Origin of the sequence: Micromonospora sp. NPDC005305 (assembly GCF_040607315.1) — a bacterium.
Lineage (GTDB): Bacteria > Actinomycetota > Actinomycetes > Mycobacteriales > Micromonosporaceae > Micromonospora.
In genome coordinates this window covers 157,054-182,295 of the sequence record NZ_JBEXGL010000001.1, presented here as the reverse complement: position 1 = coordinate 182,295, position 25,242 = coordinate 157,054, and the positions used below count along the sequence as shown (strand labels likewise).

The 25,242-nt window shown below is 71.7% G+C and carries 24 protein-coding genes; 10 read left to right on the top strand and 14 right to left on the bottom strand.

The annotated features are described in order from the left end of the window. Nucleotides 1–75: 75 nt before the first annotated feature. Together ABZS80_RS00875 and ABZS80_RS00870 are read right to left on the bottom strand one after the other, a co-directional pair. Nucleotides 76–945: a hypothetical protein gene (locus ABZS80_RS00875; RefSeq protein ID WP_355053809.1), complete on the bottom strand. Its 870-nt coding sequence runs from the start codon at nt 943–945 to the stop codon at nt 76–78. A gap of 39 nt (nt 946–984) precedes the next feature. Beyond that, nucleotides 985–2,826: a phosphoenolpyruvate carboxykinase (GTP) gene (locus ABZS80_RS00870; RefSeq protein WP_355053808.1), complete on the bottom strand. Its 1,842-nt coding sequence runs from the start codon at nt 2,824–2,826 to the stop codon at nt 985–987. Nucleotides 2,827–3,331: 505 nt separating this feature from the next. Between ABZS80_RS00870 and ABZS80_RS00865 the strand changes: the two genes are divergently transcribed. Continuing rightward, a complete protein-coding gene (locus tag ABZS80_RS00865) occupies nt 3,332–3,868 on the top strand; it encodes a GtrA family protein (protein ID WP_151465435.1) in 537 nt (178 codons plus the stop codon). Nucleotides 3,869–3,931: 63 nt separating this feature from the next. Further along, on the top strand, nt 3,932–4,636 hold the full coding sequence (locus ABZS80_RS00860) for a GtrA family protein (protein ID WP_355053807.1): 705 nt from the start codon (nt 3,932–3,934) through the stop codon (nt 4,634–4,636). Between the two features lie 52 nt (nt 4,637–4,688). On the opposite strand, the gene ABZS80_RS00855 is transcribed toward ABZS80_RS00860, so the two are convergent. Both ABZS80_RS00855 and ABZS80_RS00850 read right to left on the bottom strand, forming a co-directional pair. Further along, the gene (locus ABZS80_RS00855; RefSeq protein ID WP_151465432.1) at nt 4,689–5,261 is read right to left on the bottom strand and encodes a PH domain-containing protein; all 573 of its coding nucleotides are present in this window, start codon (nt 5,259–5,261) and stop codon (nt 4,689–4,691) included. Nucleotides 5,262–5,339: 78 nt separating this feature from the next. Continuing rightward, nucleotides 5,340–6,215, bottom strand: a complete 876-nt coding sequence (locus tag ABZS80_RS00850) for a biotin--[acetyl-CoA-carboxylase] ligase (RefSeq protein WP_355053806.1) — start codon at nt 6,213–6,215, stop codon at nt 5,340–5,342. 96 nt (nt 6,216–6,311) lie between these two features. Here ABZS80_RS00850 and ABZS80_RS00845 point away from each other — a divergent pair, with 96 nt between their 5' ends. Continuing rightward, the gene (locus ABZS80_RS00845; protein ID WP_151465430.1) at nt 6,312–7,895 is read left to right on the top strand and encodes an acyl-CoA carboxylase subunit beta; all 1,584 of its coding nucleotides are present in this window, start codon (nt 6,312–6,314) and stop codon (nt 7,893–7,895) included. 53 nt (nt 7,896–7,948) lie between these two features. Here the strand turns inward: ABZS80_RS00845 and ABZS80_RS00840 are convergent, their stop codons facing one another. The 4 genes from ABZS80_RS00840 to ABZS80_RS00825 all read right to left on the bottom strand — a co-directional run bounded on the left by ABZS80_RS00840 (nt 7,949) and on the right by ABZS80_RS00825 (nt 11,200). Continuing rightward, a complete protein-coding gene (locus ABZS80_RS00840) occupies nt 7,949–8,839 on the bottom strand; it encodes a hypothetical protein (protein WP_355053805.1) in 891 nt (296 codons plus the stop codon). After that, nucleotides 8,832–9,332, bottom strand: a complete 501-nt coding sequence (locus ABZS80_RS00835) for a SigE family RNA polymerase sigma factor (protein WP_151465428.1) — start codon at nt 9,330–9,332, stop codon at nt 8,832–8,834. Before ABZS80_RS00835 ends, ABZS80_RS00840 begins: the two co-directional genes overlap by 8 nt. A gap of 63 nt (nt 9,333–9,395) precedes the next feature. Then, nucleotides 9,396–10,379, bottom strand: coding sequence for a 2-dehydropantoate 2-reductase N-terminal domain-containing protein (locus tag ABZS80_RS00830; RefSeq protein WP_355053804.1), 984 nt, complete (start codon nt 10,377–10,379; stop codon nt 9,396–9,398). Nucleotides 10,380–10,456: 77 nt separating this feature from the next. Beyond that, the gene (locus tag ABZS80_RS00825; protein WP_355053803.1) at nt 10,457–11,200 is read right to left on the bottom strand and encodes a M50 family metallopeptidase; all 744 of its coding nucleotides are present in this window, start codon (nt 11,198–11,200) and stop codon (nt 10,457–10,459) included. 354 nt (nt 11,201–11,554) lie between these two features. On the opposite strand from ABZS80_RS00825, the gene ABZS80_RS00820 reads away from it, so the two are divergent. Beyond that, nucleotides 11,555–12,307 (top strand): GH25 family lysozyme, encoded by a 753-nt coding sequence (locus ABZS80_RS00820; RefSeq protein WP_355053802.1) that lies wholly within the window; start codon nt 11,555–11,557, stop codon nt 12,305–12,307. A 97-nt stretch (nt 12,308–12,404) separates the two neighbouring features. Here ABZS80_RS00820 and ABZS80_RS00815 read toward each other — a convergent pair whose 3' ends face one another. Together ABZS80_RS00815 and ABZS80_RS00810 are read right to left on the bottom strand one after the other, a co-directional pair. Beyond that, nucleotides 12,405–12,635 carry a hypothetical protein gene (locus ABZS80_RS00815; protein WP_355053801.1) on the bottom strand — a complete coding sequence of 77 codons (231 nt, stop codon included), beginning with the start codon at nt 12,633–12,635 and terminating at the stop codon, nt 12,405–12,407. 88 nt (nt 12,636–12,723) lie between these two features. Continuing rightward, complete coding sequence (locus ABZS80_RS00810; RefSeq protein ID WP_355053800.1) at nt 12,724–14,715, bottom strand: serine/threonine-protein kinase; 1,992 nt, start codon at nt 14,713–14,715, stop codon at nt 12,724–12,726. A 91-nt stretch (nt 14,716–14,806) separates the two neighbouring features. On the opposite strand from ABZS80_RS00810, the gene ABZS80_RS00805 reads away from it, so the two are divergent. The 5 genes from ABZS80_RS00805 to ABZS80_RS00785 all read left to right on the top strand — a co-directional run bounded on the left by ABZS80_RS00805 (nt 14,807) and on the right by ABZS80_RS00785 (nt 19,416). Next, nucleotides 14,807–15,019 (top strand): acyl-CoA carboxylase subunit epsilon, encoded by a 213-nt coding sequence (locus tag ABZS80_RS00805; protein ID WP_355053799.1) that lies wholly within the window; start codon nt 14,807–14,809, stop codon nt 15,017–15,019. A 99-nt stretch (nt 15,020–15,118) separates the two neighbouring features. Next, a complete protein-coding gene (locus ABZS80_RS00800; protein ID WP_355053798.1) occupies nt 15,119–15,571 on the top strand; it encodes a hypothetical protein in 453 nt (150 codons plus the stop codon). Nucleotides 15,572–17,021: 1,450 nt separating this feature from the next. After that, nucleotides 17,022–18,086 (top strand): S8 family serine peptidase, encoded by a 1,065-nt coding sequence (locus tag ABZS80_RS00795; protein ID WP_355054182.1) that lies wholly within the window; start codon nt 17,022–17,024, stop codon nt 18,084–18,086. A 10-nt stretch (nt 18,087–18,096) separates the two neighbouring features. Beyond that, nucleotides 18,097–18,753 (top strand): Maf family protein, encoded by a 657-nt coding sequence (locus ABZS80_RS00790; protein ID WP_151465334.1) that lies wholly within the window; start codon nt 18,097–18,099, stop codon nt 18,751–18,753. Between the two features lie 9 nt (nt 18,754–18,762). Continuing rightward, nucleotides 18,763–19,416 carry an O-methyltransferase gene (locus ABZS80_RS00785; RefSeq protein ID WP_355053797.1) on the top strand — a complete coding sequence of 218 codons (654 nt, stop codon included), beginning with the start codon at nt 18,763–18,765 and terminating at the stop codon, nt 19,414–19,416. 66 nt (nt 19,417–19,482) lie between these two features. Here the strand turns inward: ABZS80_RS00785 and ABZS80_RS00780 are convergent, their stop codons facing one another. From ABZS80_RS00780 to ABZS80_RS00765, 4 genes are all read right to left on the bottom strand, one after another. Beyond that, nucleotides 19,483–20,793, bottom strand: coding sequence for an MFS transporter (locus tag ABZS80_RS00780; RefSeq protein WP_355053796.1), 1,311 nt, complete (start codon nt 20,791–20,793; stop codon nt 19,483–19,485). A 62-nt stretch (nt 20,794–20,855) separates the two neighbouring features. Then, entirely contained in the window at nt 20,856–21,611 is a 756-nt protein-coding gene (locus ABZS80_RS00775; protein WP_151462198.1) for an ABC transporter permease, read from the bottom strand. A gap of 17 nt (nt 21,612–21,628) precedes the next feature. After that, nucleotides 21,629–22,588 (bottom strand): ATP-binding cassette domain-containing protein, encoded by a 960-nt coding sequence (locus ABZS80_RS00770; protein WP_355053795.1) that lies wholly within the window; start codon nt 22,586–22,588, stop codon nt 21,629–21,631. A gap of 121 nt (nt 22,589–22,709) precedes the next feature. Further along, the gene (locus tag ABZS80_RS00765) at nt 22,710–23,309 is read right to left on the bottom strand and encodes a PadR family transcriptional regulator (protein WP_355054181.1); all 600 of its coding nucleotides are present in this window, start codon (nt 23,307–23,309) and stop codon (nt 22,710–22,712) included. Between the two features lie 132 nt (nt 23,310–23,441). On the opposite strand from ABZS80_RS00765, the gene ABZS80_RS00760 reads away from it, so the two are divergent. Next, on the top strand, nt 23,442–25,193 hold the full coding sequence (locus tag ABZS80_RS00760) for a biotin carboxylase N-terminal domain-containing protein (protein WP_355053794.1): 1,752 nt from the start codon (nt 23,442–23,444) through the stop codon (nt 25,191–25,193). Nucleotides 25,194–25,242: the final 49 nt, after the last annotated feature.

Below are 25,242 nucleotides of genomic sequence, written 5' to 3'. Positions count from 1 at the left end.
AAAACACCCCACCAAGGGTTTTTTATAATAGGTTTGGCTTAAGAACGGGGCCGATTCCTGACGCAAACCTCTTGATCAACGCGGCGAAGGGGATGGGGTGGGTGGGGTGGGGGTTGCGCGGTGGAGGGAGTACAGGGTCAGCAGGGCTGCTGTCACGAGGGGGGCGCCGTCCCGGATCAGGCCGTCCGTGCCCAGGAGCCACCAGCAGAGGGGGAGGTCCACGGCCAGGGTGGTCAGGGTGATGACGACCAGGAGCTTGCGGGCCCACCGGCGGTCGCGCAGCAGGAAGGCGGTGCAGAAGAGCACCGCGTAGCTGACCGCGATGCCGGCGGCGAACCAGAACAGCACGGCCGGCACGGCGCTGATCCGCCCGTCGAGGATGGAGCCGGTCGCCACCAGGGCCGGAACCAGCATCAGCGGGCTGTAGGTGAACGCGGCGACCCGGGCCGTGAGCAGCCAGCCGGTGACCGGCGGGCGCTTCGGGACGACCTCCCGCCAGGAGATCACCCCGCCCTCGACGACCAGGCCCTTGCGGTGCCGGACCAGGTGCCCACCGACCGCCTCGGAGCGGTAGAGCAGCACCACCACCGCGACGCAGAGCGCGGTGAGCACCGCGAAGCCGAGCAGGCCGGGCAGCGGCGGCACCCCCGCCCGGGGTACGACCAGCCGACCCACCGCGAAGACCGTGGTCACCGACAGGATGAGCCCGAACGGCTTCGCCACCACCCGGCCCCGCTTGACGTGCCCGATCAGCAGCAGGAAGCCCAGCGACCGCAGCATGGCCCAGCCGGTGCGGACGGCGAGCCCGACCTCCTGCTCCGGGGCGTACCAGTAGTTGAGCAGCTCGACCACGACGGTGGCCGCCGCCGTGACGGCGAGCAGGACGGTCAGCGCCCGGACGGCGGACGGCCGCCGGACCTCGACAGGTTCGGCGGCCGTCCTCATGGCATCCCGTGTTGCCCGGTGCGGGCTCGCGTCACACCTCTACTTCTGCGGCACCGCGTCGAGCCGGGCGCGCAGCGCGTCCAGCTCGGCCCAGAGGACGCCGGGGAGCTTGTCGCCGAACTTCTCGAACCACTCGGTGACCAGCGGCAGCTCGTTGCGCCACTCCTCCGGGTCGACCTTGAGCGCGATCCGCACGTCCTCCGGGGTCATGTCCAGGCCGTCGACGTCGAGCGCGTCCTGGGCCGGAACCATGCCGATCGGGGTCTCGACCGCCTCGGCGCGACCCTCCAGGCGCTCGATGACCCACTTGAGCACCCGGGAGTTCTCGCCGAAGCCCGGCCAGAGGAAGTTGCCCTCGGGGTCCTTGCGGAACCAGTTGACGTAGTAGATCTTGGGCAGCTTGGCCTCGTCGCCGTCGGCGCCCTTGCCCATCTCGATCCAGTGCCGGAAGTAGTCGCCGGCGTGGTAGCCGATGAACGGCAGCATGGCCATCGGGTCGCGGCGGACCACGCCGACGGCGCCGGAGGCGGCGGCGGTGGTCTCCGAGGAGAGCGTCGCGCCCATGTAGACGCCGTGCACCCAGTCGCGGGCCTCGGTGACCAGCGGGATGGTGTCCCGGCGCCGGCCGCCGAACAGGATCGCGTCGATCGGGACGCCGTTCGGGTCGTAGTAGTCGTCGGCGAGAATGGGGCACTGCGTGATCGGGGTGCAGAACCGGCTGTTCGCGTGCGAGGAGAGGCTGTCGCTCTCCGGCGTCCAGTCGTTGCCCTTCCAGTCGATCAGGTGCGCCGGCGGCTCACCCATGCCCTCCCACCAGATGTCGCCGTCGTCGGTGAGCGCCACGTTGGTGAAGACGGAGTTGCCGCGGTCCAGCGTCCGCATGGCGTTGGCGTTGGTCTTCCAGTCGGTGCCCGGGGCGACGCCGAAGAGGCCGTACTCCGGGTTGACCGCGTAGAGGCGGCCGTCCGGGCCGAACCGCATCCAGGCGATGTCGTCGCCGATGGTCTCGACCTTCCAGCCCGGGATGGTCGGCTCCAGCATGGCCAGGTTGGTCTTGCCGCAGGCGGACGGGAAGGCGCCCGCGATGTGGTAGACCCGGCCCTCGGGCGAAGTGATCTTGAGGATCAGCATGTGCTCGGCGAGCCAGCCCTCGTCGCGGCCCATGACGCTGGCGATCCGCAGCGAGTAGCACTTCTTGCCGAGCAGCGAGTTGCCGCCGTAGCCGGAGCCGAAGGACCAGATCTCCCGGCTCTCCGGGAAGTGCGAGATGTACTTGGTCTCGTTGCACGGCCAGGCCACGTCCTGCTGGCCGGGCTCGAGCGGGGCGCCGATCGAGTGCAGCGCGTGCACGAAGTCGGCGTCGTCGCCCATCGCCTCGAGGACCTTCTCGCCCATCCGGGTCATGATGCGCATCGAGGCGACCACGTACGGGCTGTCGGTGATCTCGACGCCGAACATCGGGCTCTCCGCCTCGACCGGCCCCATGCAGAACGGGATGACGTACATGGTGCGCCCGCGCATGGACCCGCGGTACAGCTCCGTCATCGTCCGCTTCATCTCGGCCGGCGCCATCCAGTTGTTGGTGGGGCCGGCGTCCGCCTCGTCGACGGAGCAGATGAAGGTGCGCTCCTCGACCCGCGCGACGTCCGTCGGGTCCGTCCGCGCGTAGAACGAGTTGGGCTTCTTCTCGGGGTTCAGCCGGATCAGGGTGCCCTTGTCGACGAGCTCGTCGGTGAGGCGGCGCCACTCCTCATCGGACCCGTCCACCCAGACCACCCGGTCGGGGGTGGTCAGTTCCGCGACCTCACGTACCCAGGCGAGCAGTTTGGGGTGGGACGTCGGGGCCTGATCGATACCCCGAACAGTAGCCGGAGCAACCATGTCACATCTCCTTGTGGTCGACGCTGACCGATGTATGGGATGCACGAGTTCTGGCGAGCCGGTGCGTCGCCTTCGTGGAAACCTGGGATTGGGCTCAGCGTAAACCGGGCTGCCTCCCCAGTCAGTGGGACTGGTTGTGAAGAACTGCACAAGGTACGGCCACGCTGCGGCATCGCGATCTCTTACCCGCTTTCGCGCGCAGTTTCACGCAAATCTTGCGGAGAACCTCCGACGACCCGGTACGCCGCCAACCTCCCGGAGCCGCCTGACGGGTCGAAGTCGACCGGCCTGACCCGAACGACGATTCCGTGATCCGCTCCACAATTCCGCCACTCGCGGTTACGCTGCGCTCACGGATATCGAAAACGGACGGCGGTCACCGGAAAGGGCGCGGGACGCGTCGGACCGCCCGGCAGGCGGGGCGCCGGGGCGGCGGACCGCCGACTCGCCGTTGCGGCCCGTCGCCGCAGCGCGCACCCGGTACTCTCGGCGGGTGGCAGCGACGATGACCGGGGATCAACCGGGGGCTCCGCAGACCCGTCGAGGTCTGATCGGGGCACTGATCGACCGCTTCGGTCATCTGGTCCGTGAGATGAGCAAGTTCGCCACGGTGGGTGGCTTCGCCTTCCTCGTCGACCTCGCTCTCTTCAACTACCTGGCAAGCGTGCGGCACATGCCGCCGGTGGCGGCCAAGACCGTCTCCACCGTGGTCGCGGCCTCCCTGGCGTTCCTCGGCAACCGGTTCTGGACCTGGCGGCACCGCCAGCGCTCCCACCCGGCGCGGGAGTACGCGCTGTTCTTCTTCTTCAACGGGGTGGGCCTCGGCATCGCGGTGGGCTGTCTCGCCATCAGCCGCTACGGCCTCGGCGCGGTGTGGCCCGAGGTGTTCCAGACCCCGCTGGCCGACAACATCGCCAGCTTCATCGTCGGCACCGGCCTGGGGACGCTGTTCCGGTTCTGGTCGTACCGACGGTTCGTTTTCGTCGAGGCGGGAAATCCGCCCGTTCCGGCGACGAGCCGCGACCGAGAGTCCGGGGCGTGACCCGCCGCCCATCCCGTCCTGCCGGGCCCAGCCGGCCCTGCCCACTGCCCTAAGGTGTTCCGCATGCCTCATGTCCGTCTGCTGCCCGAGCGCTGGCAGAAGTTCATCCACGAGGCGCTCAAATTCGGCATCGTCGGCGGCATCAACACCGTCATCAATTACGCGGTGTTCAATGCGCTGGCACTCACGGTTTTCCGCAACGGCCAGCTGAAGGCGACCGTCATCGCGACCATCGTCGCGACGATCACGTCATATCTGATGAACCGGCACTGGACGTACCGGGATCGGCCGAAATCGGCGCTTCGCCGCGAATACGTCCTGTTCTTCCTCTTCAACGGAGCCGGCCTCGTCATCGAGCTGGGCGTCCTGGCGCTGGCCAAGTACGGCCTCGGCGTGCACAGCCTGCTCGCGTTGAACGTGGCGAAGACCTGCGGCGTCCTGCTGGCGACCCTCTTCCGCTTCTGGTCCTACCGGACGTTCGTGTTCCAGCCGGTGCCCAAGCACGCCGCGGAGACCTGGCACGCCATTCCACGCGACGAGTGGGACACCATGGCCGAGATGGACCCGGTGGCCGAGCTGGCCGAGTCGGTCAGCGAGCTGGAGGAGACCGAGCGCCCGCTCGGCGAGCGCCGCGCGGGGGACTACCCACCACACCAGATCCGCCCCGCACCGGCCGACGCCGGCCTGGGCCGCGCCCTCGGCGCCGACCTGGACGCCGAACTGGCCGCCGAACTCCAGCCCACCCCGCGCCGCGCCCCGCGCCACTGACTCCCACCCGGCGTTCCGGCGCCCGCCCGGCGGGCGCCGGAACGTTCCGGGATCAGGCGGAGGGGTCGCGCAGCGGCTTGCCCTCGGTCATGTCGGCCAGGATGTCGCGCATCTCGCCGTCGCCCAGGCTGTGCCGGTCGTGGTGGGCCTCGACCAGCTCGTAGAGCTTGGTCTGGACCTTGTCGACGTGCGGCACGTCGTTGAGCACCGACTGGCCGCGCTCACCGGCGGACTCGATGGTCAGCGTGCCGCAGCCGAGCATCCGCTCCAGGAACTTCTGGTGCATGGCGTGGTCGTTGATCCGGGTCAGCGGCAGGTCCCGCCGGTTGCGGGAGAACACCCCCTCCTGGAGCAGCACCCGCTCGTTGGTGAAGAGGTAGTGGGTGGTGCGCCAGACCAGGAACGGCCACAGCCCCAGCCAGAACACCAGCACCAGGCCGAGCGCGGCGATCACGTAGAGCGCGATGGTGCCGCCGTCGCCCTCGGGCAGCAGGACCCAGCCCGCGACCACCGCCGCGACGGCGAGCACCAGCACCAGGATCGGCCGGATCAGGGCCTTCCAGTGCGGGTGGAGATGCAGCACGACGTGCTCGTCCTCGGTGAGCACGTCTTCGGGGAACGCCACGGGAACCTCCTCGCAGAACAGGACGCGCTGACCGTAACCGGTCGGCGCATCCTGCGGGATCGGCCGCGCGGAGGGTGCTCAGCGCAGGTGCAGCACGTCGCCCGCCGCGAGGCGGAGCTCGCCCTCCGGGCCGGCGACCAGCAACTGCCCGTCCGGGTCCACACCGGTGGCGGCGCCGCGCACCTCCCGGCCGTCCGGGAGCAGCACCCGGACCTCCCGGCCGACCGTGGCGCAGCCCGCCAGGTAGGCGTCCCGCAGGCCGCTGGCGACCGCGTCGCCCCCGGCGTCCCGCCAGCGCTCGTACCAGTCGGCGAGCGAGCGGAGCAGGGCGCGCAGCAGCGGGTCCCGGTCGGTGGCGGTGGCACCGGCGAGCTGGAGCGAGGTGGCCGGCAGCCCGGTGGGGTTCTCCGGCAGCTCGTCGGCCCGCAGGGTCACGTTGAGGCCGATGCCGACCACGATGGCCGGCGGCTGGTCCGGCCCCGCACCGGGCACCGCCTCGGCGAGCACGCCGGCGCACTTCGCGCCGTCCAGCAGCAGGTCGTTGGGCCACTTGAGCCGGGCGTCCAGCTCGGCCAGCAGGGCCACCGCCTCGACCAGCGCGACACCGGCCAGCAGCGGCAGCCAGCCGTACCCCTGCGGTGGCACAGGCGACCAGCCGCGTTCCGCGTCGGCCTCACCGGGCCGGAGCAGGACGCTGGTCGCGAGGCCGGCCCGCGGCGGCGACTGCCAGACCCGGCCGCGCCGGCCCCGGCCGGCGGTCTGCCGCTCGGCGACCACCACCAGGCCCTCCGGTTCGCCGGCCCGGGCGGCCTCGGCCACGTCGGCGTTGGTCGAGCCGGTCTCGGCGCGCAGCTCCAGCCGGCGCCAGGGCCCGTTCGGGGCGACCAGCGCGCGCCGCAGCCGGGCCGCGGACAGGGGCGGGCGGTCCAGATCCGTGTACGGCGAGCCGGGCATCCCGCCAGCCTACGGCCCGCACGCCGGCCGGTCGCCCCGAAGCGGTGAGGCGCACTGCACAGCGTCACCCACCTGAACCATCGTTATATTCCCTGGGTGACTACCGAGACCGGGATCAACATCCACACGACCGCCGGCAAGCTGGCGGACCTGGAGCGACGGCTCGACGAGGCGGTGCACGCCGGGTCGGCACGCGCGGTCGAGAAGCAGCACGCGCGGGGCAAGAAGACCGCTCGGGAGCGGATCGAGATGCTCCTCGACGAGGGCTCCTTCGTCGAGCTGGACGAATTCGCGCGGCACCGCTCGACCAACTTCGGGCTGGAGAAGACCCGCCCGTACGGGGACGGCGTGGTGACCGGCTACGGCACGGTGGACGGCCGGCAGGTCTGCGTCTTCGCGCAGGACTTCACCGTCTTCGGCGGCTCCCTCGGCGAGGTCTTCGGCGAGAAGATCGTCAAGCTGATGGACCTCGCCATGAAGATCGGCTGCCCGGTCGTGGGCATCAACGACTCGGGCGGCGCGCGGATCCAGGAGGGCGTCGCCTCGCTCGGCCTCTACGGCGAGATCTTCTTCCGCAACGTGCGGGCCAGCGGCGTCATCCCGCAGATCTCGCTGATCATGGGCCCGTGCGCGGGTGGCGCGGTCTACTCCCCGGCGGTCACCGACTTCACCGTGATGGTCGACCAGACCTCGCACATGTTCATCACCGGCCCCGACGTCATCAAGACGGTCACCGGCGAGGACGTGGGCATGGAGGAGCTGGGCGGCGCCCGCACCCACAACGCCCGCAGCGGCAACGCGCACTACCTCGGCACCGACGAGGAGGACGCGATCGAGTACGTGAAGGCGCTGCTGTCGTACCTGCCGTCGAACAACCTGGACGAGCCGGTCGTCTTCTCCGCTGATGTGGATCTCGACATCACGGACGAGGACCGGGAGCTGGACACGCTGATTCCGGACTCGGCCAACCAGCCGTACGACATGCACCGGGTCATCGAGCACGTCCTCGACGACGGCGAGTTCCTGGAGGTCCAGCCGCTCTACGCACAGAACATGGTGGTCGGCTTCGGCCGGGTCGAGGGGCGCCCGGTCGGCGTGGTCGCCAACCAGCCGATGCAGTTCGCCGGCACCCTCGACATCGCCGCCTCGGAGAAGGCGGCCCGGTTCGTGCGCACCTGCGACGCGTTCAACGTCCCGGTGCTGACCTTCGTGGACGTCCCCGGCTTCCTCCCCGGCACCGGGCAGGAGTGGGACGGCATCATCCGCCGCGGCGCGAAGCTCATCTACGCGTACGCCGAGGCCACCGTCCCGAAGGTCACCGTCATCACCCGCAAGGCGTACGGCGGGGCGTACGACGTCATGGGCTCCAAGCACCTCGGGGCGGACCTGAACTTCGCCTGGCCGACCGCCCAGATCGCGGTCATGGGCGCGCAGGGCGCGGTGAACATCCTCTACCGCTCCGAGCTGGCCAACGCCGAGGACCCGGCCGCCGTCCGGGCCGAGAAGATCGCCGAGTACGAGGACACCCTGGCCAACCCGTACATCGCCGCCGAGCGCGGGTACGTCGACGGGGTCATCCCGCCGCACGAGACGCGGACCCAGATCGTGCGGGCGCTGCGGGTGCTGCGCACCAAGCGCGAGACCCTCCCGCCGAAGAAGCACGGCAACATCCCGCTCTGACGCGGACGCTCGCGGCGGCCCCCCACCCCGAAGGGCGGTGGGGGGCCGCCGCGTCAGCAGGGCGGGTTGGCGGCGGCGCACATCCGCTCGGCTGCGGTACGGGCCAGCCCGCGCAGCTCGCCGTCGGTGAACAGCGGTAGCTCCCCGGACGTGTGCGAGACCGGCCCGTTCAGCGGCCCGAACACCGTGATCAGGTCGCCGACCTGCACCACCACCCGCACGGTCTCCCCGGACTCCGGCTGGATGAGCGGCTCATCGGGCTCCGCGGCCTTCTCCGTGTGGCGAAGCAGGACCGCCCGGTCGCCGGCGAAGTCCCGCGCCGCCACCTGCCAGCCGTACACGATCGACACCTGCCCGGCCTGCCCGTCCCGCAGCACCGGTGTCGTCTGCCGCCAGGTCGAGCAGCTCGTCACGTAGCGGTCCAGGTCGGTGAAGACCCGGTCCGCCCCTCCGGGCTCGACCCGGTACAGATCCTGTGTGAGCAGCGGCATCGGCGCCGTGTTGCTCTGCCCCGCCGCCAGGTTCCGGAGCAGGCTCCGGGACCGTGAGTGCCGGGAGACCACCGGGGCCACAGGCTCGCCCTGCTCCCTGGCGCAGGTCACCAGCAGCTTGTCGATCTCCACCGGCTCCCGGGCACCCGACTCACCGAGTTCCATGTCGGCCGGCACCGGCAGGTCAGCCTCGGCCAGCAACGCCTCCTGCGGCACCCCGGCGCGCTCACCGGACGCGCCCCGAACGGCCGCGAGCGTGGGCGTCGTCGGGGAATGGGCGGCCACCGCGACGGCGGAACCGGCAGCCACCGCCAGCACGGACACCGCCGCCGCCAGCGCCGTGAGCCGGCTGCGCCGCCGGCCCCGCGCCCGGATCTCGGCCGGCTCCGGCCAGCGGACCGTGTGCAGCTCCCGCTGCACCAGCTCGACGAAGGTCAGGTCATCGTCACGCATCTGCGGCCTCCTCCAGATCCACGACCGCGAGCAGCCCGGCGAGCGCGGCGCGCCCCCGGGAGAGCCGCGCCTTGACCGTGCCGACCGGCGCCTCGGTCTCCCGGGCCACCTCGGCCACCGGCATGCCGCACAGGTAGTAGAGCGCGATGGCGGTGCGCTGCTCCTCGGGGAGCCGGCGCAGCGCCGCCACCACCTCGACCGTGTCGGTACTCGGCCCCGGGATGCTCTCCTCCGCGCCGTGCCGCAGGTAGGCCCGGGCCCGGCTCCGCAGGCTGCGCCAGCGGCTCACCGCGATCCGGCTGGCCACCACCCGCACCCACGCCTCCGGGTCGTCGTACCCGCGCACGGTCGACCAGCGCTGCCAGGCCCGGATGTACGCCTCCTGCACGGCGTCCTGGGCCTCGGCGAGGTTGCCGGTGAGCACGAAGACGAAGCCGAGCAGCCGTTGTCGGCTGCCCCGGTAGAACTCGTCGAACCCGTCGACGTCCGGCACCCTGCTACCTCCCCCGTGGCGGTCGCAGGGGAGACGCCTGGCACCCGGGCCGCGGTTGCCCGGTCAGCCGACCATTTTCTCCAGCTCGGCCACCGGGAAGCCGCCGGCCGGGATCCCCTCGCGGACCGCACGGCGGACGGCGACCTGGACCGCCGCGTTGGCCGGGGTGGGCACCCCGTGCAGCCGGCCGAGCAACACGATCTCGCCGTTGAGGTGGTCCGCCTCCGCGGAGCCGGCGCCCCGGGCCAGGCTCTGCCACGTGGAGCCGCCGGCCCGCTCCTCGCCGTCGACCGGCCGGTGCCCCACCCGGTCGCCCCGCTCGGCGGCCTCCTCGGCGCGGGTGGTGTGCGCGATGCCGGCGGCGGCCAGGGCGGCCTCCCCCTCGGCGCGTACCCGGGCGGCCAGCGGCTCGGGCACCTCCGGGCCGAGCAGCGCCTGAAGGCCGTTGCCGAGGTTGGCGAGGAGCTTCCCGTACTTCCAGCGCATCACGTCGTCGCAGACCGGCGCCACGAACCCGGCGGCGGTCAGGTCGGCGGCGACCGCATGGCTGGTGTCGTCCGCCCCGGACGGGTAGCGGCCGACGTGCAGCATCCCCGGGTGGGGGTACCCGTTCGCCACCACCACGCCGGGTTCCAGGTGGGTGGCGGGCAGCCAGACGCAGACCGGGTGCACCCGGGCGAACAGCCGCAGCGCGGCCGGCTCGTTGGCGACGCCGTTCTGGGCCAGCACGACGGGCAGTCGCTCGCCCGCCGTGCCGCCGCCCTCGACCGGGGTGTCCACCCAGGTAGCCAGGGCCGCCCCGGTGTCCTGGGACTTGACCGTGAGCACCAGCACGGTGTCCGCCGGCAGCGGGCGGCCGTCCGGCCCGGCCACCGCGGGCAGCCGGCTGGTCACCGTGCCGTCCGGCGTGCGCAGGGTCAGACCCCGCTCCCGGAGCGCGTCCAGGTGCGCGCCGCGGGCCACCAGCGTCACGTCGCGGCCGGCCTCCCCCAGCCGTACGCCGATGGTGCCGCCGACCGCGCCCGCCCCGATGATCACGTATCGCACCCGTCCGATTCTGCCCCTCCCCGCCCCGCGCCGCCCTGTGATCCACTCCACACCGGGAAGGGCGGGCGAGGTGCGGCTCAGACGGTCAAACCGGCGTCGGTGAGGATCGGGCCGGCCAGCAGCAGCGCGCCGGCGCCGAGCGCGGCCAGGCTGACCAGCAGGAACACGGTCACCCAGAACAGCGGCGGGAACGGGGTGAGCCGGGCGAGCTGGTCCGCGTCGGACTCGGGCATCCGCCCCCGGCTGCGCAGCCGTTGCAGCTCGATCACCGGGCGGACGCCGCCGAAGAGGAGGAACCAGACCGACGTCCAGGCGAACGCCGCCTGCACCTGCGGCGCGGCGTACCAGGAGACGGCCAGCACCACGCCGCCGGTGACCAGCAGCGACAGCACGCCGAAGACGTTGCGGATCATCACGAGCATGGCCAGCAGCAGCACCACCGCCACCCAGAGCAGCAGGGTGATGCGGTTGCCGGCGAGCAGCCACGCCCCGGCGAGACCGATCAGCGACGGGGCCACGTATCCGGCGAGCAGGGTGAGGATCATTCCGGGGCCGGAGGGGCGGCCGGCGGAGAGGGTGAGGCCCGAGGTGTCCGAGTGCAGCCGGATGCCGCGCAGCTTCCGGCCGGTCAGCAGGGCCACGAGCGCGTGGCCACCCTCGTGGGCGATGGTCACGGCGTTGCGCGCGATCCGCCAGGGCAACCGGGTGGCGACCACCACCACCGCGACGACGGCGGTGAGCAGCACCAGCAGCGGCGGCGGGTCCGGCTGGGCGCCGAGCAGCTTGTCCCAGAGGGTGGTGAGGCCGTCGATCAGGGGCATGGGCGGGGAGCCTACCGGCCCGAGCTGTCTCGTTCGACCGATGCAGCCTCGTAAGCTGTGAGACTGCTCGGGTGGCGATCGGGTCGGGAGTGAACGCCGGTGAGTGCCGCTCCGCTGGAGCCCTTCGCACGGCGCGCGCTACGTCGAGGACCGGGTCGCCAAGGCGGGTGAGACGCTGGCCCTCTCCCAGCCCTTCCGCTGGTCGATCGACCCCGATTCCCTTCGCTGAACCTTCCCGCCCGGGGCACCGAGGCGACGACGATCGTCTATGAAAAATTCTTTAAGCCCTCTTGCGATCTAGGGCACTTACCTCCAAAGATAGGCGTCAATCATTGGACGTCCTTGGAGGCATCGATGGCACGTACCAGACTCTCCGTGCGCCGGTTGCTCGCCGCCGGCCTGACCGTCGCCGCCACCGCGGCGGCGGCCCTGTTCGCGACCGCCGGACCGGCCGCCGCGGCCACCACCCCCGGCATCGACGTGTCGCGCTACCAGGGCAGCATCAACTGGACCAGCGTGCGGAACGCCGGGATCCAGTTCGCCTTCATCAAGGCCACCGAGGGCACGAGCTACAAGGACCCGAACTTCAACGCGAACTACGTCAACGCCTACAACGCCGGGGTGATCCGCGGGGCGTACCACTTCGCCCGGCCGAACATCTCCGCCGGCTCGACCCAGGCCAACTACCTGGCCTCCAACGGCGGCGCCTGGTCCGCCGACAGCCGCACGCTGCCCGCCGCCCTCGACCTGGAGGCCAACCCGTACGCGGGCGGCTACTGCTACGGCCTGACCACGACCGGCATGCGCAACTGGGTCCAGGACTTCCTCAACACCTACCGGTCCCGCACCGGCCGGTACGCCGTCATCTACACCACCACCAGCTGGTGGAACCAGTGCACCGGCAGCTGGACCGCGCCGTGGGCCAACCACCCGCTGTGGGTCGCCCGGTGGTCCAGCACGGTGGGCGCCCTGCCGGCCGGCGCCCCGTTCTGGAGCTTCTGGCAGTACACCAGCACCGGCGCCGTCTCCGGGATCAGCGGCAACGTCGACCGCAACTACTGGAACGGCGACCGGACCCGGCTGATCGCCCTGGCCAACAACACCTGACCAGCCCTGACGGTCGCCAGTCGGCGGCAGCGGGATCGGCTACGACCGAGGTCGATAGCTGGTCCGGCTGCCGCCACTGCCGTTCTGACCGCCCGGGTCACGCCCTGCGTCGCGAGCCGACCGGCACGGGGACCGCGCCCCGCCCGGCCAGAGTGGTCCGGCGGGCCAGCCGCCACGTCGCCACCCCCGCAACGGCGAGGGCGACGACACCGAGCACCGCGACCGGCGCCGAGAGACCGGCGCTGATCAGCAGCAGGACCACGTCCCCGAGGGCGACCAGCATCCACAGCGCCAGCCGGGGACCGGTGTCCTTGCGTCGGTAACCCATGTCGTACCTCCTTCCGTCGTCGAGGGTCTCAATACCCCCGAGGACGGAAGGCCATGCGAGTCAGTTTCGCAACGGCGGGATTACCGGGTCAGTTCGACCGGTCGGGCTTGAAGCCCTTGGTGATGATCTCCCAGCCGGCCAGGTTGGCCTCCCAGGCGTTCGCCGGGACCTCCCAGCGCAGGGCGTAGCCCCGGTTGCTGGCCGTGGCCACGCCCCGGTTGCGCACGTGGAAGCGGGTGCCGCCGTTGCGCGTCTCCAACCAGTCCCAGTCGGCGCAGGTGCGGTAGTAGCCGTCGCAGCGGGTGATCCCGACCAACTTGTAGTTGTCGACGTAGTTCCGCCGGCTCGACTCCTGGGCCTGCCAGTCCGCGTACGCGTCCTTCTTGGGCGAGTCGGTCCACTGGATGAAGAGCACGCGGCGGGCCCCGCCGACCTCGTAGAGGACGACCTGCCGGTTGCCGGGCCGGGCCTGCCAGCCGTTGGGGATCGGCACCTGGAAGCCGTTCGAGCCCTTGTAGTAGTGCCAACCGGCGGGCAGGGCGCCGGCGGACGCCGACGCCGAGGGAGTCGCGGACGGGGTGGGGCTGGGCGCGGCGCTGCTCGGCGCGGCCGAGGTCGGCGCGGCGCTGGTCCCCGGCCCGGGCGGAGCCGCCGCCGGCGAGGTGGCGGCGGCCTGCTGGCCACCACCGTCCCGGTCATCGTCACCGCGGTTGAGCAGCGGCACGGCCACCGCGAGGCCGACCAGCAGCACCAGGACCAGCGCCCCGATCAGCAGGTTGCGCCGGTTGCGCTCCGGCTTCGTGCCCGGGACCACCACCGCCCGACCCGCCGACGGCGCCGGGCTGACCGGCTCGGCCAGCACGGAGGTCGGGTTCTTCGGCGGAGCCGGCGGCGCCACCACCGGTTCGCCGTCCAGCCGCGTCTCGTCGAGCGCCGGATCGGCACCGTCCACCCGGGTCACGTCGACCGGCGGCGGGTCGTCGAGCTTGGTGGTCGGCTCGGCGACCGGCGGGGCCACCTTGGCGGTCGGCGCGGCGTCGGAGCCGGCCGGCACCTTCGCCGTGGCGTCGGCCACCGCCGCGGCACCGGCGACGGCAGCCGCGGACGTACCCTCGTCGGGCTTGCGCGGGGCCGGCGGCGCCGGCCGCTCGGCCTGCTCGTCGGCCGGACGCGGCGCCGGCACCAGCGGCGGGCGCGGCCCGCGGGGGCCGTTCGGCCCCGGCCGGCGTACGCCGTCCAGCAGCGGGATGCCCTTGGCCCGTCGCCCCGCGGCCTTGCGCAGCATGCGCTCCGCGATCTCGGCGGTGATCCGCTCCTCCGGGTCCTTGCGCAGCAGGCCCTGGAGCACCGGCTTCAGCGGCCCGGCGTTCTTCGGCGGCGGCAGCGGCTCGGTGGCGAGCGCGGCGAGGGTGGCGATCGCCGACGGCCGGGCGTACGGCGACTTGCCCTCCACGGCCGCGTAGAGCGTGGCGCCCAGCGACCACAGGTCGGCCTCCGGGCCCGCCGTGCCGTCCTTGGCCCGTTCCGGCGCGATGTACGCGGGCGAGCCCAGCACCATGCCGGTGCGGGTGACGTTCGGGTCGCCCGGGATGGTGGCCAGGCCGAAGTCGGTGAGCACCACACGCCCGTCGTCGCCGAGCAGCACGTTGCCCGGCTTCACGTCGCGGTGCATGATGCCGGCCTTGTGCGCGGCCTTCAGCGCGCCCAGCACCCCCAGACCGATCTCGACGGCCTTCGCCGCCGACACCGGGCCGTCCTCGGCGATGGCGTCCTGCAACGACTTCGACGGCACGTATTCCATGACGATCCACGGATCGCCGTCGGTGCGCAGCACGTCGAAGATGCGGACCACGTTGACGTTGTTGAGCCGGGCGATGGCCCGGGCCTCCCGCAACGAGCGTTCCCGCATCTCGCGGCGCTCCTCCGGGGTGAGGCTGGGCGGCGGGACGAGTTCCTTGATCGCCACGTCGCGGTGCAGTACCTCGTCGCGCGCCTTCCACACCCGACCCATGCCGCCCTGGCCGAGCGGCGAGATGAGCCGGTACCGGTCGGCGACGAGTTGGGGAAGCGCGCTAGACATCCCGGAAACCGTACCCGGCAGCCCGGACTCGTACACCGGCGGCACGCCACTGTGCGGTGAAGGTCAAGTTCTGGACGCGTACCCTGTCGGCATGTCTGCCGAAGAGCCGCTGTTCCGGATCGTCCGCGGCGTGCCCACCGCCGAGGAACTGGCCGCCCTGGTCGGCGCGATCGTGGTGCGGGCCCGACCGGCCGCGGCCCCCGCACCGACCACGGTGTCGCAGTGGGCGCGCAGCGCCCGCCCGGCCGGCGCCACGCCGGCCGCCGGCCCCGGCGCGTGGCGCGCCTCCGGCCTCCCCCGCTGACCTTCCCGGGTACGCAGCCCCGCATCAGGACTGCCGGGATCCGCGCCGAGCGATTAACCTCACTCAGGGAAACCGTGCGGTGACGGGCAGGGAGGGTCGATGATCCCGGAGGACAACCAGCCGGCCGGCTGGCTGCGTGACTACGGCGGCATCGAAGCCGACATCCGACGGATGCGCGAGTTCGCCGACCGGCTCCAGGACGAGGTCACCCGCAACTACGCGCCCCACCTGTCGTACATCGCCGACGACATGAAGGCCCCGGTCCCCAACCCGGCCGACGCGTTCATCGAGCTGGTCCAGTTCCTCCAGGCCCACCACGAGACCCAGAAGGCCACCGTCACCATGGTCTGGGACCTGGCCCCGGCCACCGGCCGGCTCGCCGGCGCCGCCGGCCACATCGCGACGACCTACGGCGACTCGGACGCCTTCTCCTCGGCCCGGGTCACCGACGTGGAACGGGCGTTGGCCACCCCGTCCGCGACGACCGCCCGCCCGGTGCCGCCGCTGACCGATCCCACGGCAACCGACCAGGGCCGGGTGGTCCTGCCGTGATCGAACGGGGCAGCGGGCGCACCTCCGGGCTCACCGACTGGCGCCTCATGGACGTGCTCAGCATGTGGGCGTGCCTCCAGGACCAGGACACCACCGGCCAGTGGAAGCAGGTCGCCGGCTGGCGCAAGGTCTGCGACCTCGCCCTGGCCCACGTCAGCCGGTTGCGAGAATACCGGCGCGGGCTCGCCGAGGCGTGGCCGCCGGAAACCAACGCCGCCGCGCGCGCGTACCTCGGCGAACTCGACCAGCTCATCGACCAGGTGCAGCGCACCCACGACGCCGCCGCCGCGAACTACGACGCGCTCGCCGCCGCCACCCGCGCCATCGGCAGCACCCGCGCCGAGCTCAAGCCGCTCTTCGACGAGTACGCGGAGAAGGTGCGACAGAAGCAGGCGTACGAGGCGGTGCTCGCCGACCCGAAGGCCGTGGCGGGGAGCAGGCTGCCGGAGAAGCCCCCGGTGACGGACGCGGACCTTGAGCAGCTGAACGTGCGGGCGCGCGGCCTGATGACGGGGTTGAGCGGCGAACTCCAACAAGCCCAAGTGATGCTCCAACGCCCACCAGCACCAATTCGACCAGGCCGCCAGACGAACGACCCAGATGTGTACCGCGAAGCCCCGCCTCTGATCCCTCCGGTCATCCCTATGCCTGTCGCATCGTCGGGAGGCAACCTCTCTCCCACGCGGCCTGCAACGGCTTCTAGTCCGGCAGCCTCGCCCGTGACGCCCCCGAACCCCCCAGCGGTAGGGGCCGGGCCAGTACTAGGCGGGGCTGGCCCGGGGCTTGCTCCGGCACCGCCTCAGTCAAGCCTGCCCAGCACTGCATCGCCGGGCCCGACACCTGGCGCTGCTTCACAATCCGCCTTTCCTCCAACCACGGGCATCGGAAGAACTCCTCCGGCTCGCATCGAAGGTCCGACCGCCCCGCCCAACCTTCGAATAAATGAGCCACAAAACGCGTCTCCTCGCTTGACGCAGCCAGGCACCTCTCGGCCGTTGCCGCCCAGCGGCATGATCGGAGGTCTACCTGGTGGGGGCATTAGCCAACCAATCGGCTCGGGGTCCCCACGCCGCATCAACCCGATTGGCGGCGTCATCGGCGGAGGCGGTGCCGGCACTGCGCCAAGCGGCGCCGCCGGTTCCAGGCCGGGTGGCAGACGGGCCGCGCAATTCAACGGAGCGAATGGCCCTTTCCCGATCGGTGGCTCCCCTCCGGCAGGCGGTAGCCACAACCCGAACCGTCGGTGTGAAAGAGAGGCGGAGGACACTAGAACCTGGGACCCCAACAATCCCTGGGAGACGGAGCAGGGTGTTAGCCCAGTGATGTTGCCGCCCGAGGAGGATGGCCCAATCAATCCCGGTCCGGCAATTGGCTTCGACCGGTGAGAGCAGGACTTACTCTTGCAATCGGAACGCTGATACTTTCCGGCACAGCCTCGCTCAATCTTCCCATTATTAGTGGGGCCAGCCCTGGTGCGGCTGCACGCATCCGGGACGACCAATGGCACCTCGGTTACCTGAAAGTGAGCGAGGCGAACCAGATAAGCCGAGGCGAGGGCGTGGTAGTAGCCGTCGCCGATACCGGAGTCGATCCACACCCAGACCTCCGGAAGAACTTGCTGGTCGGCACAACGACTATCCCTGGCGAGTCTGGTGACGGACGCAGGGATGCAAACAGCCATGGAACGAGCATGGCTGGTCTAATCGCCGCGCATGGCCAGAGCGATGGAACGGGTGCTCTGGGAATTGCCCCCAAAGCTGAAATTCTACCGATCCAATCGTCTGGGGCCGACAATATGGGGGCAGCAGATGATCTGGCAGCCGCCATAAACTATGCAGTCGCAAACGGCGCCGATGTGCTCTGCGTGCCCAGCAGCGGAGGATCAAGCCCTGAGCTGATCCAAGCAGTCAAGGCTGCTATATCCGCGGATGTAGTGTTGGTTGCGGCTGCGGGAAATGCGCCTGAGGACTCCTACGTCGGCTATCCCGCCACGGAGCAGGGAGTCATTGCAGTTGGAGGCACTAATCGTCTAGGCGAGCACGCAACCGTTTCAGTCTCGGGTCCTGAGGTCGACCTCGTAGCTCCTGCCGTCGACATCTACAGCACCAGCTACGGAGGCAAGTACTCGAAGGGAACCGGCACCTCAAGTGCCACTGCCATCGTGGCCGGTGCCGCTGCACTGATCCGTTCCAAGTACCCCAACCTCCCCGCGCAAGAGGTCGCCCACCGCCTGACTGCCACCGCGATCGACAAGGGTCCACCAGGCCGCGACGACGAGTACGGCTTCGGCGTCATAGACCTGGTCGCCGCCCTCACCGCCGACGTCCCCCCACTCGGTTTCGAAACGCCGTCGGTCACCGCGCCCCCGGCGACCGCGGCCGAGGAGGAGAACGACGGCAACTCCACCGCCCGCGGCCTGGTGACGCTGGGCGTGCTGCTGGCGGCCGGCGGTGGTTACCTGGTCTGGCGCCGCCGCCGACGTGGTGACGACCCGCCGCCGCGGATCAGCCGGTAGCGTCGGTGGGATGTCGACCTCCGTTCCGCTGCGCCTCGTGCTCGCCTCGCAGAGTCCCGCCCGCCGCAAGTTGCTCCAGGCCGCCGGGATCGAGCCCGACGTGCTGGTCAGCGGCGTCGACGAGTCGCAGGTGGTCAGCGACCGCGCCGAGGATCTGTGCCTGGAGCTGGCCCGGCTGAAGGCGCAGGCGGTGCGGGGCCGGCTGCGCCCCGACGCGGACGAGCGGACGCTGGTGCTCGGCTGCGACTCGGTGCTGGCGTTCGACGGGGAGATTCTGGGCAAGCCGGCGGACGCGGCGGACGCTACCCGGCGGTGGCAGCGGATGCGCGGGCGCAGCGGGGTGCTGCACACGGGCCACTGCCTGCTCGACGCGGTGCACGAGGCGCGCGCGGAGGGGGTCGCCTCGACCACTGTGCACTTCGCCGACATCAGCGATGCGGAGGTCGCCGCGTACGTGGCGACGGGTGAGCCGCTGGCTGTGGCCGGGGCGTTCACCATCGACGGGCTGGGTGGGGCGTTCCTGACCGGCATCGAGGGCGACCCGGGCACGGTGGTGGGGCTCTCCCTGCCGCTGCTGCGCGGTCTCCTCGCCGAGTTGGGCCTGAACATCACCGACCTGTGGACGAAGGTCGCGCCGGGGGGCCAGGAAATCGAACATCTCGGCTAACGTCCGACCATGAGCACGAAGCCGTTGCCGCTGACCCCGGAACTCCACGCGTACCTCGTGGCGCACGGATCCGCCCCCGACGAGATCGTCCGGGAGCTGGCCGAGGAGACCCGCACCGCCCTTCCCGCCCAGGCGGACATGCAGGTCGCGCCGGAGCAGGCCGCGTTCCTGACCTTCCTGACCCGGCTGCTCGGTGTCCGGCAGGCGGTGGAGGTGGGCACGTTCACCGGGCTGTCCTCGCTGGCCATCGCCCGGGGCCTCGCCGAGGGCGGTCGCCTGACCTGCTTCGACATCTCCGAGGAGTACACCGGCGTGGCCCGGCGGTACTGGACCCGCGCGGGTGTGCAGGACCGGATCGAGCTGCGGATCGGTCCGGCCCGGGACACCCTCCGGGAGTTGCCGCAGGAGCGCTACCTGGACTTCGCGTTCATCGACGCCGACAAGGTCGGCTACCCGGTCTACTGGGACGAACTGGTGCCCCGGATGCGTCCGGGTGCGGTGATCGCGGTGGACAACACGCTGCGCGGCGGGCGGGTGCTCGCCCCGCAGAACGCCGACGACCGGGCGATCGCCGCCTTCAACGACGAGATCCTCGCCGACGTCCGTGTCGAGGTCGTCATGCTCCCCATCGCCGACGGCGTGACCCTGGCCCGGGTGCTCTGAACCAGCACGCCGACGTGGCGGTGTCCAGCAGGCTCGGACACCGCCACGTCGCCGAGCTGGAGTCGATCAAGAGGTCGCGGCGGGGGCCGGGGTGCGGTCGTCGGCGGGTGAGGGCACGCGCAGGGCGCGGCCGAGGCGCACGGTGAGCAGCATGGCGGCGGCGATGAAGCCGGGCAGGAGCAGGAAGGCCAGGTGCGGGCCGACGCCGTCGGCCACCCAGCCGAGCGCGACGGGGGCGATCCCGAAGCCCACTCCCATCGAGTACGACGCCCAGCCGGCCGCCTTGTCCGCGGCCGGTCCGGCGGCGGCGAGGGCGATGGAGATCGCCAGGGGGTAGTGCAGGGCGTTGCCCAGCCCGAGCACGACCAGGCCGGTCACGGCCAGCCAGCCGACCGGGGCGGACCAGAACAGCGCGAACCCGGCCAGGGAGACGCCCAGCGCGGCGAGCAGCAGCGGCACCGGCGGCCAGCGCAGCGCGAGCCGGCCACCGGCCAGCCGACCGGCGAACATGCCGCAGACGATCGCCGCGACGGCCGCCGACGCTCCGCCGGCGTCGAGGCCGGCGTGGGTACGGAGCACGTCCGCGGTCCAGAGCGACAGGCAGACCTCGATCGACCCGGTGACCGACATGAGCACCCACGCGATCCAGTAGGCCCGCGGCAGCCGCCCCGAAACGGCGGGCCCAGGCGCCCCACGGGCGGGATCTTGGACAGTTTCCGTTCGCGGCGAACGGTAAGTGTCCAAGATCGGCCGCGCGGAGGGAGCGGGCGGCGAGGTGGACGGGTTGGCGGCAGCCGCGGTAGCGGGGGCGGTTTTCGGCAGGCGTACCCGGAAGGTCAGGGCGGCGAGGGCGACCAGGGTGATCAGCCCGACCTCGGCGGCCATCGCCGGCCGCCAGCCGAGGCCGGCGTCCACGGTCGCGCCGATGACCAGCGGCGCGAGGATGCCCATGCCGGCGCAGGCGGCGTTGGCCTCGGTGAGCGCGGCGGGTGCGGCGGACCCGTGGTGGGCGGTGATCACGACGCTGACTCCGCTGATCACCATCATGCCGAAGGTGGCGATCACCGCGACGGCGGCGATGGTGGCGGGCAGCGGGTGGAGCAGGCCGAGGGCGGTGACGCCGGCGGCCACGCCGGCGAGGCCGAGCCAGATGGCCGGGCCGCGGCCGAGGCGGCGGGCGGCGGGCGCGAAGAGCGCCCCGCCGGCCAGCGCTCCGACGGCGATCCCGGTGCTGTGCAGGCCGGCGACGGCGGCGCTGGTGCCCTGCTCGTCGCGGAGCAGCGGGACGATCGGACCGAACCCGTAGAGGAAGAAGCCCCACAGTCCCAGTTGGGCGTAGGTCAGCCAGGTCGTCCGGTCACGGGTGAGGCGGGGCACCGGCCTTACGGTACTTGCGGCCGGCCGGCACCCCGCCCAGGTGAGAGGCAGCTCTCGTCGGGTCAGCGGACGCTGCGCGCGAACTGCCGCGCCGCCCAGAACACGCCCGCGACGGCGAGCACCGCGACGATCGTGAGGCCCTGCCAGACCTTGTCGTTGCTCAGGTCACCGGCGAAGAGCGCCCGGACGCCGTCGACCGACCAGGAGAACGGGTTCCACTTGGCGACGCCCTGGAGCCAACCGGGGGCGAAGGTCAGCGGCAGCAGGATGCCGGAGAGCAGCAGCACCGGCTGGGCCACGGTGTTCATGAGGGGGGCCAGCGCGTCCTCGCTCTTGACCTTGAGTGCGACGCCGTAGGAGACGGCCGAGGTCATGAGCGCGATGAGGGCCAGCATCAGGTACGCGAGCAGCAGGTAGCCGATGAAGACGCGCAGGTCGAACAGGAGCGCCAGCAGGGTGATGATGACCGCCTGCGCGACCAGCGAGACCACGTCCCGCAGCGAGCGGCCGAGCAGCAGGGCGAGGCGGCTGACCGGGGTGACCCGGGACCGCTCGATGACCCCGGCGCGCAGCTCGGCGATCAGGCCGAAGCCCTGGAACAGGCCACCGAAGATGGCCAGCAGCACGAGCAGGCCGGGCACGAAGATCTTGTACGCGGCGGCCTGGGTCGGCGCGTTGAGCGCCGGCTTGAGCAGCGGGGCGAAGAGCAGCAGGTACATCACCGGCTGGAAGACGCCGACGAAGACCCACACGGGGTTGCGCAGCAGCAGCTGGATCTGCCGCTGGAAGATCAGCCAGGTGTCGCGGGCGAGTTTCATGACAGTGCTCCCGATGCTCAGGACTCGCGCAGCGAGCGGCCGGTCTTGGTGAGGAAGACGTCGTCGAGGCTGGGGCGGTGCAGCTCGATCGAGCGCAGCTCCAGCCCGGCGTGGTCGAGGCGGCGCAGCACCTGCGGGATGGCGGTGGCGCCCTCCTCGACGTAGAGGCGCAGGCCGCCCTCGTCGGCGGTCTCCAGCTTGCTGACGTACGCCTCGGTGTCGAGCAGTTCGGCGGCGTGCGGTGTGGTGGCGGCGTCGAGGCCGACCAGCACCACCTCGCCGGAGATCTCGCGCTTCAGCTCGGCCGGGGTGCCCTCCGCGACCACCTCGCCGTGATCCATGATCGCGATCCGGTCGCAGAGCGCGTCGGCCTCGTCGAGGTAGTGCGTCGTGATGAAGACGGTCATGCCCTCGCTGCGCAGCCGGCGGATCTCGTCCCACATGTGCGCCCGGCTCTGCGGGTCGAGGCCGGTGGTCGGCTCGTCCAGGAAGACGATCTTCGGTTCGTGGATGATGCCGAGCGCGATCTCGACCCGCCGGCGCTGGCCGCCGGAGTAGGTCTTGCACTTGCGGTCGGCGTACTCGCTGAGCTGGAAGGCGTCCAGGGCGCGGGTGGCGCGGCGGTGCGCGTCGGCCTTGCCGATGCCGTAGAGCCGGGCGTGCAGCACCAGCTCTTCCCGGGCGGTGGACTCGTCCCAGGTGCTGCCGCCCTGGGCCACGTAGCCGATGCGCCGGCGCACCTCGGCCGGGTCCTTGCGCAGGTCGGCGCCCGCGATGGTGGCCTCGCCGCCGTCCGGCTCGATGAGGGTGGCGAGCATCCGCAGGGTGGTGGTCTTGCCGGCGCCGTTGGGGCCGAGGAAACCGAAGATCTCCCCCTCGGCCACCTCGAGGTTGACGCCACGGACCGCGTCCACGGTCTTCGTCTCGCGACCCGCGCGGGAGCGGAACGACTTCCGCAGCCCCCTGGTCTCGATCATGTCTGCTCCTGGTCCTCCGGGCCGGACACGACCGGCCGCCGATGGTCCGCGAGGAGGACGCACGGCTTCCCCACGGCTCGCGCAGAGACTAACGCGATATAACTCTTGTGGTCAACGTTGATTATTCCGCGTCAGGAGCGCCGGCCGTCCAGCCGGACCATCCCTCGGCCTGCTCCAGCCCAGCAGGCAGGTACGACACTCCGGACTCGATCCGCTCGGCGATCCGCTCGCACCAGGCCATGTCGGCCTCGGCCCGCGCCAGCCAGAGCTCGAACATCCAGCCGACGTGCACCGGCTTGCGGTTGCGCACCCAGTCCGAGTCCAGCGAGGCGCGCATCGACTCGACGCCGGCGCGGATGAGGTTCGCCCGGTTGCGCAGCGCCGCCGCCGCCTCGTCGCGCGGCATGGCCGGCAGGAACGAGAAGGCCGCCACGAACGGGTCGGGCGGTTCGTTGAGTTGCCACCACTGCGCCCGCAGCAGGGTCTCGAACTCCTCGTCCCCCTTCGGCGTCACCTCGTAGGTGGTGCGGGCGGGGCGGGCGCCGACCTGCTCGACGGAGACGGTCCGGAGCAGGCCCTCGTCGGTGAGCTTGCGCAGGGCGTGGTAGATCGAACCGGGTTGCACGTTGGCCCACTTGTCCGCGCTCCAGCTCAGCAGCTCGCGGCGTACGTCGTAGCCGTGCACCGGCTGCATCCACCGCACCAGGCCCAGAATCATCATCCGTGTTGCCGACACCGGACAAGCGTAATAGCCAAATTTGACTACAGTGCGGCATCCCACACTGAGCGATCGTTAGGGCCGAATCCCCCGGCCGATACACTCCCGGCAACGACCTCGGGAGGAGCCACCAAGGTGCGCAAGGTACTCATCGCCAACCGCGGCGAGATCGCCGTCCGCGTCATCCGCGCCTGCCGCGACGCCGGCCTGGCGAGCGTCGCCGTCTACGCGGACTCCGACCGGGACGCCCTGCACGCCACCCTCGCCGACGAGGCGTACGCCCTGGGCGGCGACACGGCGGCCGACAGCTACCTGCGGATCGACAAGCTGATCCACGTGGCCGCCACGGCCGGCGCCGACGCGGTGCACCCCGGCTACGGCTTCCTCTCCGAGAACGCCGACTTCGCCCAGGCCGTCATCGACGCCGGGCTGACCTGGATCGGCCCCACCCCGCAGGCGATCCGCGACCTGGGCGACAAGGTGACCGCCCGGCACATCGCCCAGCGGGCCGGCGCGCCCCTGGTCCCCGGCACCCCGGACCCGGTCGGCAACGCCGACGAGGTGATGGCCTTCGCCGTCGACCACGGCCTGCCGGTCGCCATCAAGGCGGCCTTCGGCGGCGGCGGGCGCGGCCTCAAGGTGGCCCGCACCATGGAGGAGATCCCGCACCTGTTCGAGTCGGCCACCCGCGAGGCGGTCGCCGCGTTCGGCCGGGGCGAGTGCTTCGTCGAGCGCTACCTGGACCAGCCCCGCCACGTCGAGGCGCAGGTCCTGGCCGACCAGCACGGCAACGTGATCGTGGTGGGCACCCGCGACTGCTCGCTCCAGCGCCGGCACCAGAAGCTGGTCGAGGAGGCCCCGGCGCCGTTCCTCACCGAGGCCCAGCGCCGGCAGATCCACGACAGCGCCAAGGCGATCTGCCGGGAGGCCGGCTACCACGGCGCCGGCACGGTGGAATACCTGGTCGGCGCCGACGGCATCATCTCCTTCCTGGAGGTCAACACCCGGCTCCAGGTGGAGCACCCGGTGACCGAGGAGACCGCCGGCATCGACCTGGTCCGTGAGCAGTTCCGCATCGCCGACGGCGAGAAGCTGCGGTTCACCGAGGACCCGACGCCGCGCGGGCACGCCATCGAGTTCCGGATCAACGGCGAGGACCCGGGCCGCAACTTCCTGCCGGCCCCGGGCACCATCACGGCGCTGCGGCTGCCCACCGGCCCGGGTGTGCGGGTGGACACCGGCGTCTCGGCCGGCGACGTGATCGGCGGCAACTTCGACTCGCTGCTGGCCAAGGTGATCATCATCGGCGAGACCCGCACCGAGGCGCTGGAGCGGGCCCGCCGCGCGCTGGACGAGATGGTCGTCGAGGGCATGGCCACCGCGCTGCCCTTCCACCGCCTGGTGGTCCGCGACGAGGCGTTCGCGGCCGAGCCGTTCACCGTGCACACCCGGTGGATCGAGACGGAGTGGCACAACACGGTCCCGGCCTTCACCGCTCCCGCCGGCGCCGTCGAGGGCCCGGCCGAGCGCGAGACCGTCGTGGTCGAGGTGGGCGGCAAGCGGCTGGAGGTCAGCCTCCCGGCCGGCCTCGGCGCGGGTACGGCGACCGCCGCGCCCACCGGGAAGAAGCCGGCCCGCCGGGGCGGCGGCGCCAAGGCCGGCGCCGCGGTCGGCGGCGACGCGCTCACCTCGCCCATGCAGGGCACCATCGTCAAGATCGCCGTGGCGGACGGGGACACCGTGGCCGAGGGCGACCTGGTGGTGGTCCTGGAGGCCATGAAGATGGAGCAGCCCCTGCACGCCCACAAGGCCGGCACGGTCAGCGGCCTGTCCGCCGAGGTCGGCGCGGTGATCACGGCCGGCGCGGCCATCTGCACCATCTCCTGACGGCGGGTGGCGGTCCCGCCGGCCGGGGTGGTTTGGGCCACCAGCGGCG

Coding starts and splice junctions, on each gene's coding strand:
- ABZS80_RS00875 (WP_355053809.1), bottom strand. CDS start 945: ATGAGGACGGCCGCCGAACCTGTCGAGGTCCGGCGGCCGTCCGCCGTC.
- ABZS80_RS00870 (WP_355053808.1), bottom strand. CDS start 2,826: ATGGTTGCTCCGGCTACTGTTCGGGGTATCGATCAGGCCCCGACGTCC.
- ABZS80_RS00865 (WP_151465435.1), top strand. CDS start 3,332: ATGACCGGGGATCAACCGGGGGCTCCGCAGACCCGTCGAGGTCTGATC.
- ABZS80_RS00860 (WP_355053807.1), top strand. CDS start 3,932: ATGCCTCATGTCCGTCTGCTGCCCGAGCGCTGGCAGAAGTTCATCCAC.
- ABZS80_RS00850 (WP_355053806.1), bottom strand. CDS start 6,215: ATGCCCGGCTCGCCGTACACGGATCTGGACCGCCCGCCCCTGTCCGCG.
- ABZS80_RS00840 (WP_355053805.1), bottom strand. CDS start 8,839: ATGCGTGACGATGACCTGACCTTCGTCGAGCTGGTGCAGCGGGAGCTG.
- ABZS80_RS00825 (WP_355053803.1), bottom strand. CDS start 11,200: ATGCCCCTGATCGACGGCCTCACCACCCTCTGGGACAAGCTGCTCGGC.
- ABZS80_RS00820 (WP_355053802.1), top strand. CDS start 11,555: ATGGCACGTACCAGACTCTCCGTGCGCCGGTTGCTCGCCGCCGGCCTG.
- ABZS80_RS00815 (WP_355053801.1), bottom strand. CDS start 12,635: ATGGGTTACCGACGCAAGGACACCGGTCCCCGGCTGGCGCTGTGGATG.
- ABZS80_RS00810 (WP_355053800.1), bottom strand. CDS start 14,715: ATGTCTAGCGCGCTTCCCCAACTCGTCGCCGACCGGTACCGGCTCATC.
- ABZS80_RS00805 (WP_355053799.1), top strand. CDS start 14,807: ATGTCTGCCGAAGAGCCGCTGTTCCGGATCGTCCGCGGCGTGCCCACC.
- ABZS80_RS00800 (WP_355053798.1), top strand. CDS start 15,119: ATGATCCCGGAGGACAACCAGCCGGCCGGCTGGCTGCGTGACTACGGC.
- ABZS80_RS00790 (WP_151465334.1), top strand. CDS start 18,097: ATGTCGACCTCCGTTCCGCTGCGCCTCGTGCTCGCCTCGCAGAGTCCC.
- ABZS80_RS00785 (WP_355053797.1), top strand. CDS start 18,763: ATGAGCACGAAGCCGTTGCCGCTGACCCCGGAACTCCACGCGTACCTC.
- ABZS80_RS00775 (WP_151462198.1), bottom strand. CDS start 21,611: ATGAAACTCGCCCGCGACACCTGGCTGATCTTCCAGCGGCAGATCCAG.
- ABZS80_RS00770 (WP_355053795.1), bottom strand. CDS start 22,588: ATGATCGAGACCAGGGGGCTGCGGAAGTCGTTCCGCTCCCGCGCGGGT.
- ABZS80_RS00765 (WP_355054181.1), bottom strand. CDS start 23,309: ATGATGATTCTGGGCCTGGTGCGGTGGATGCAGCCGGTGCACGGCTAC.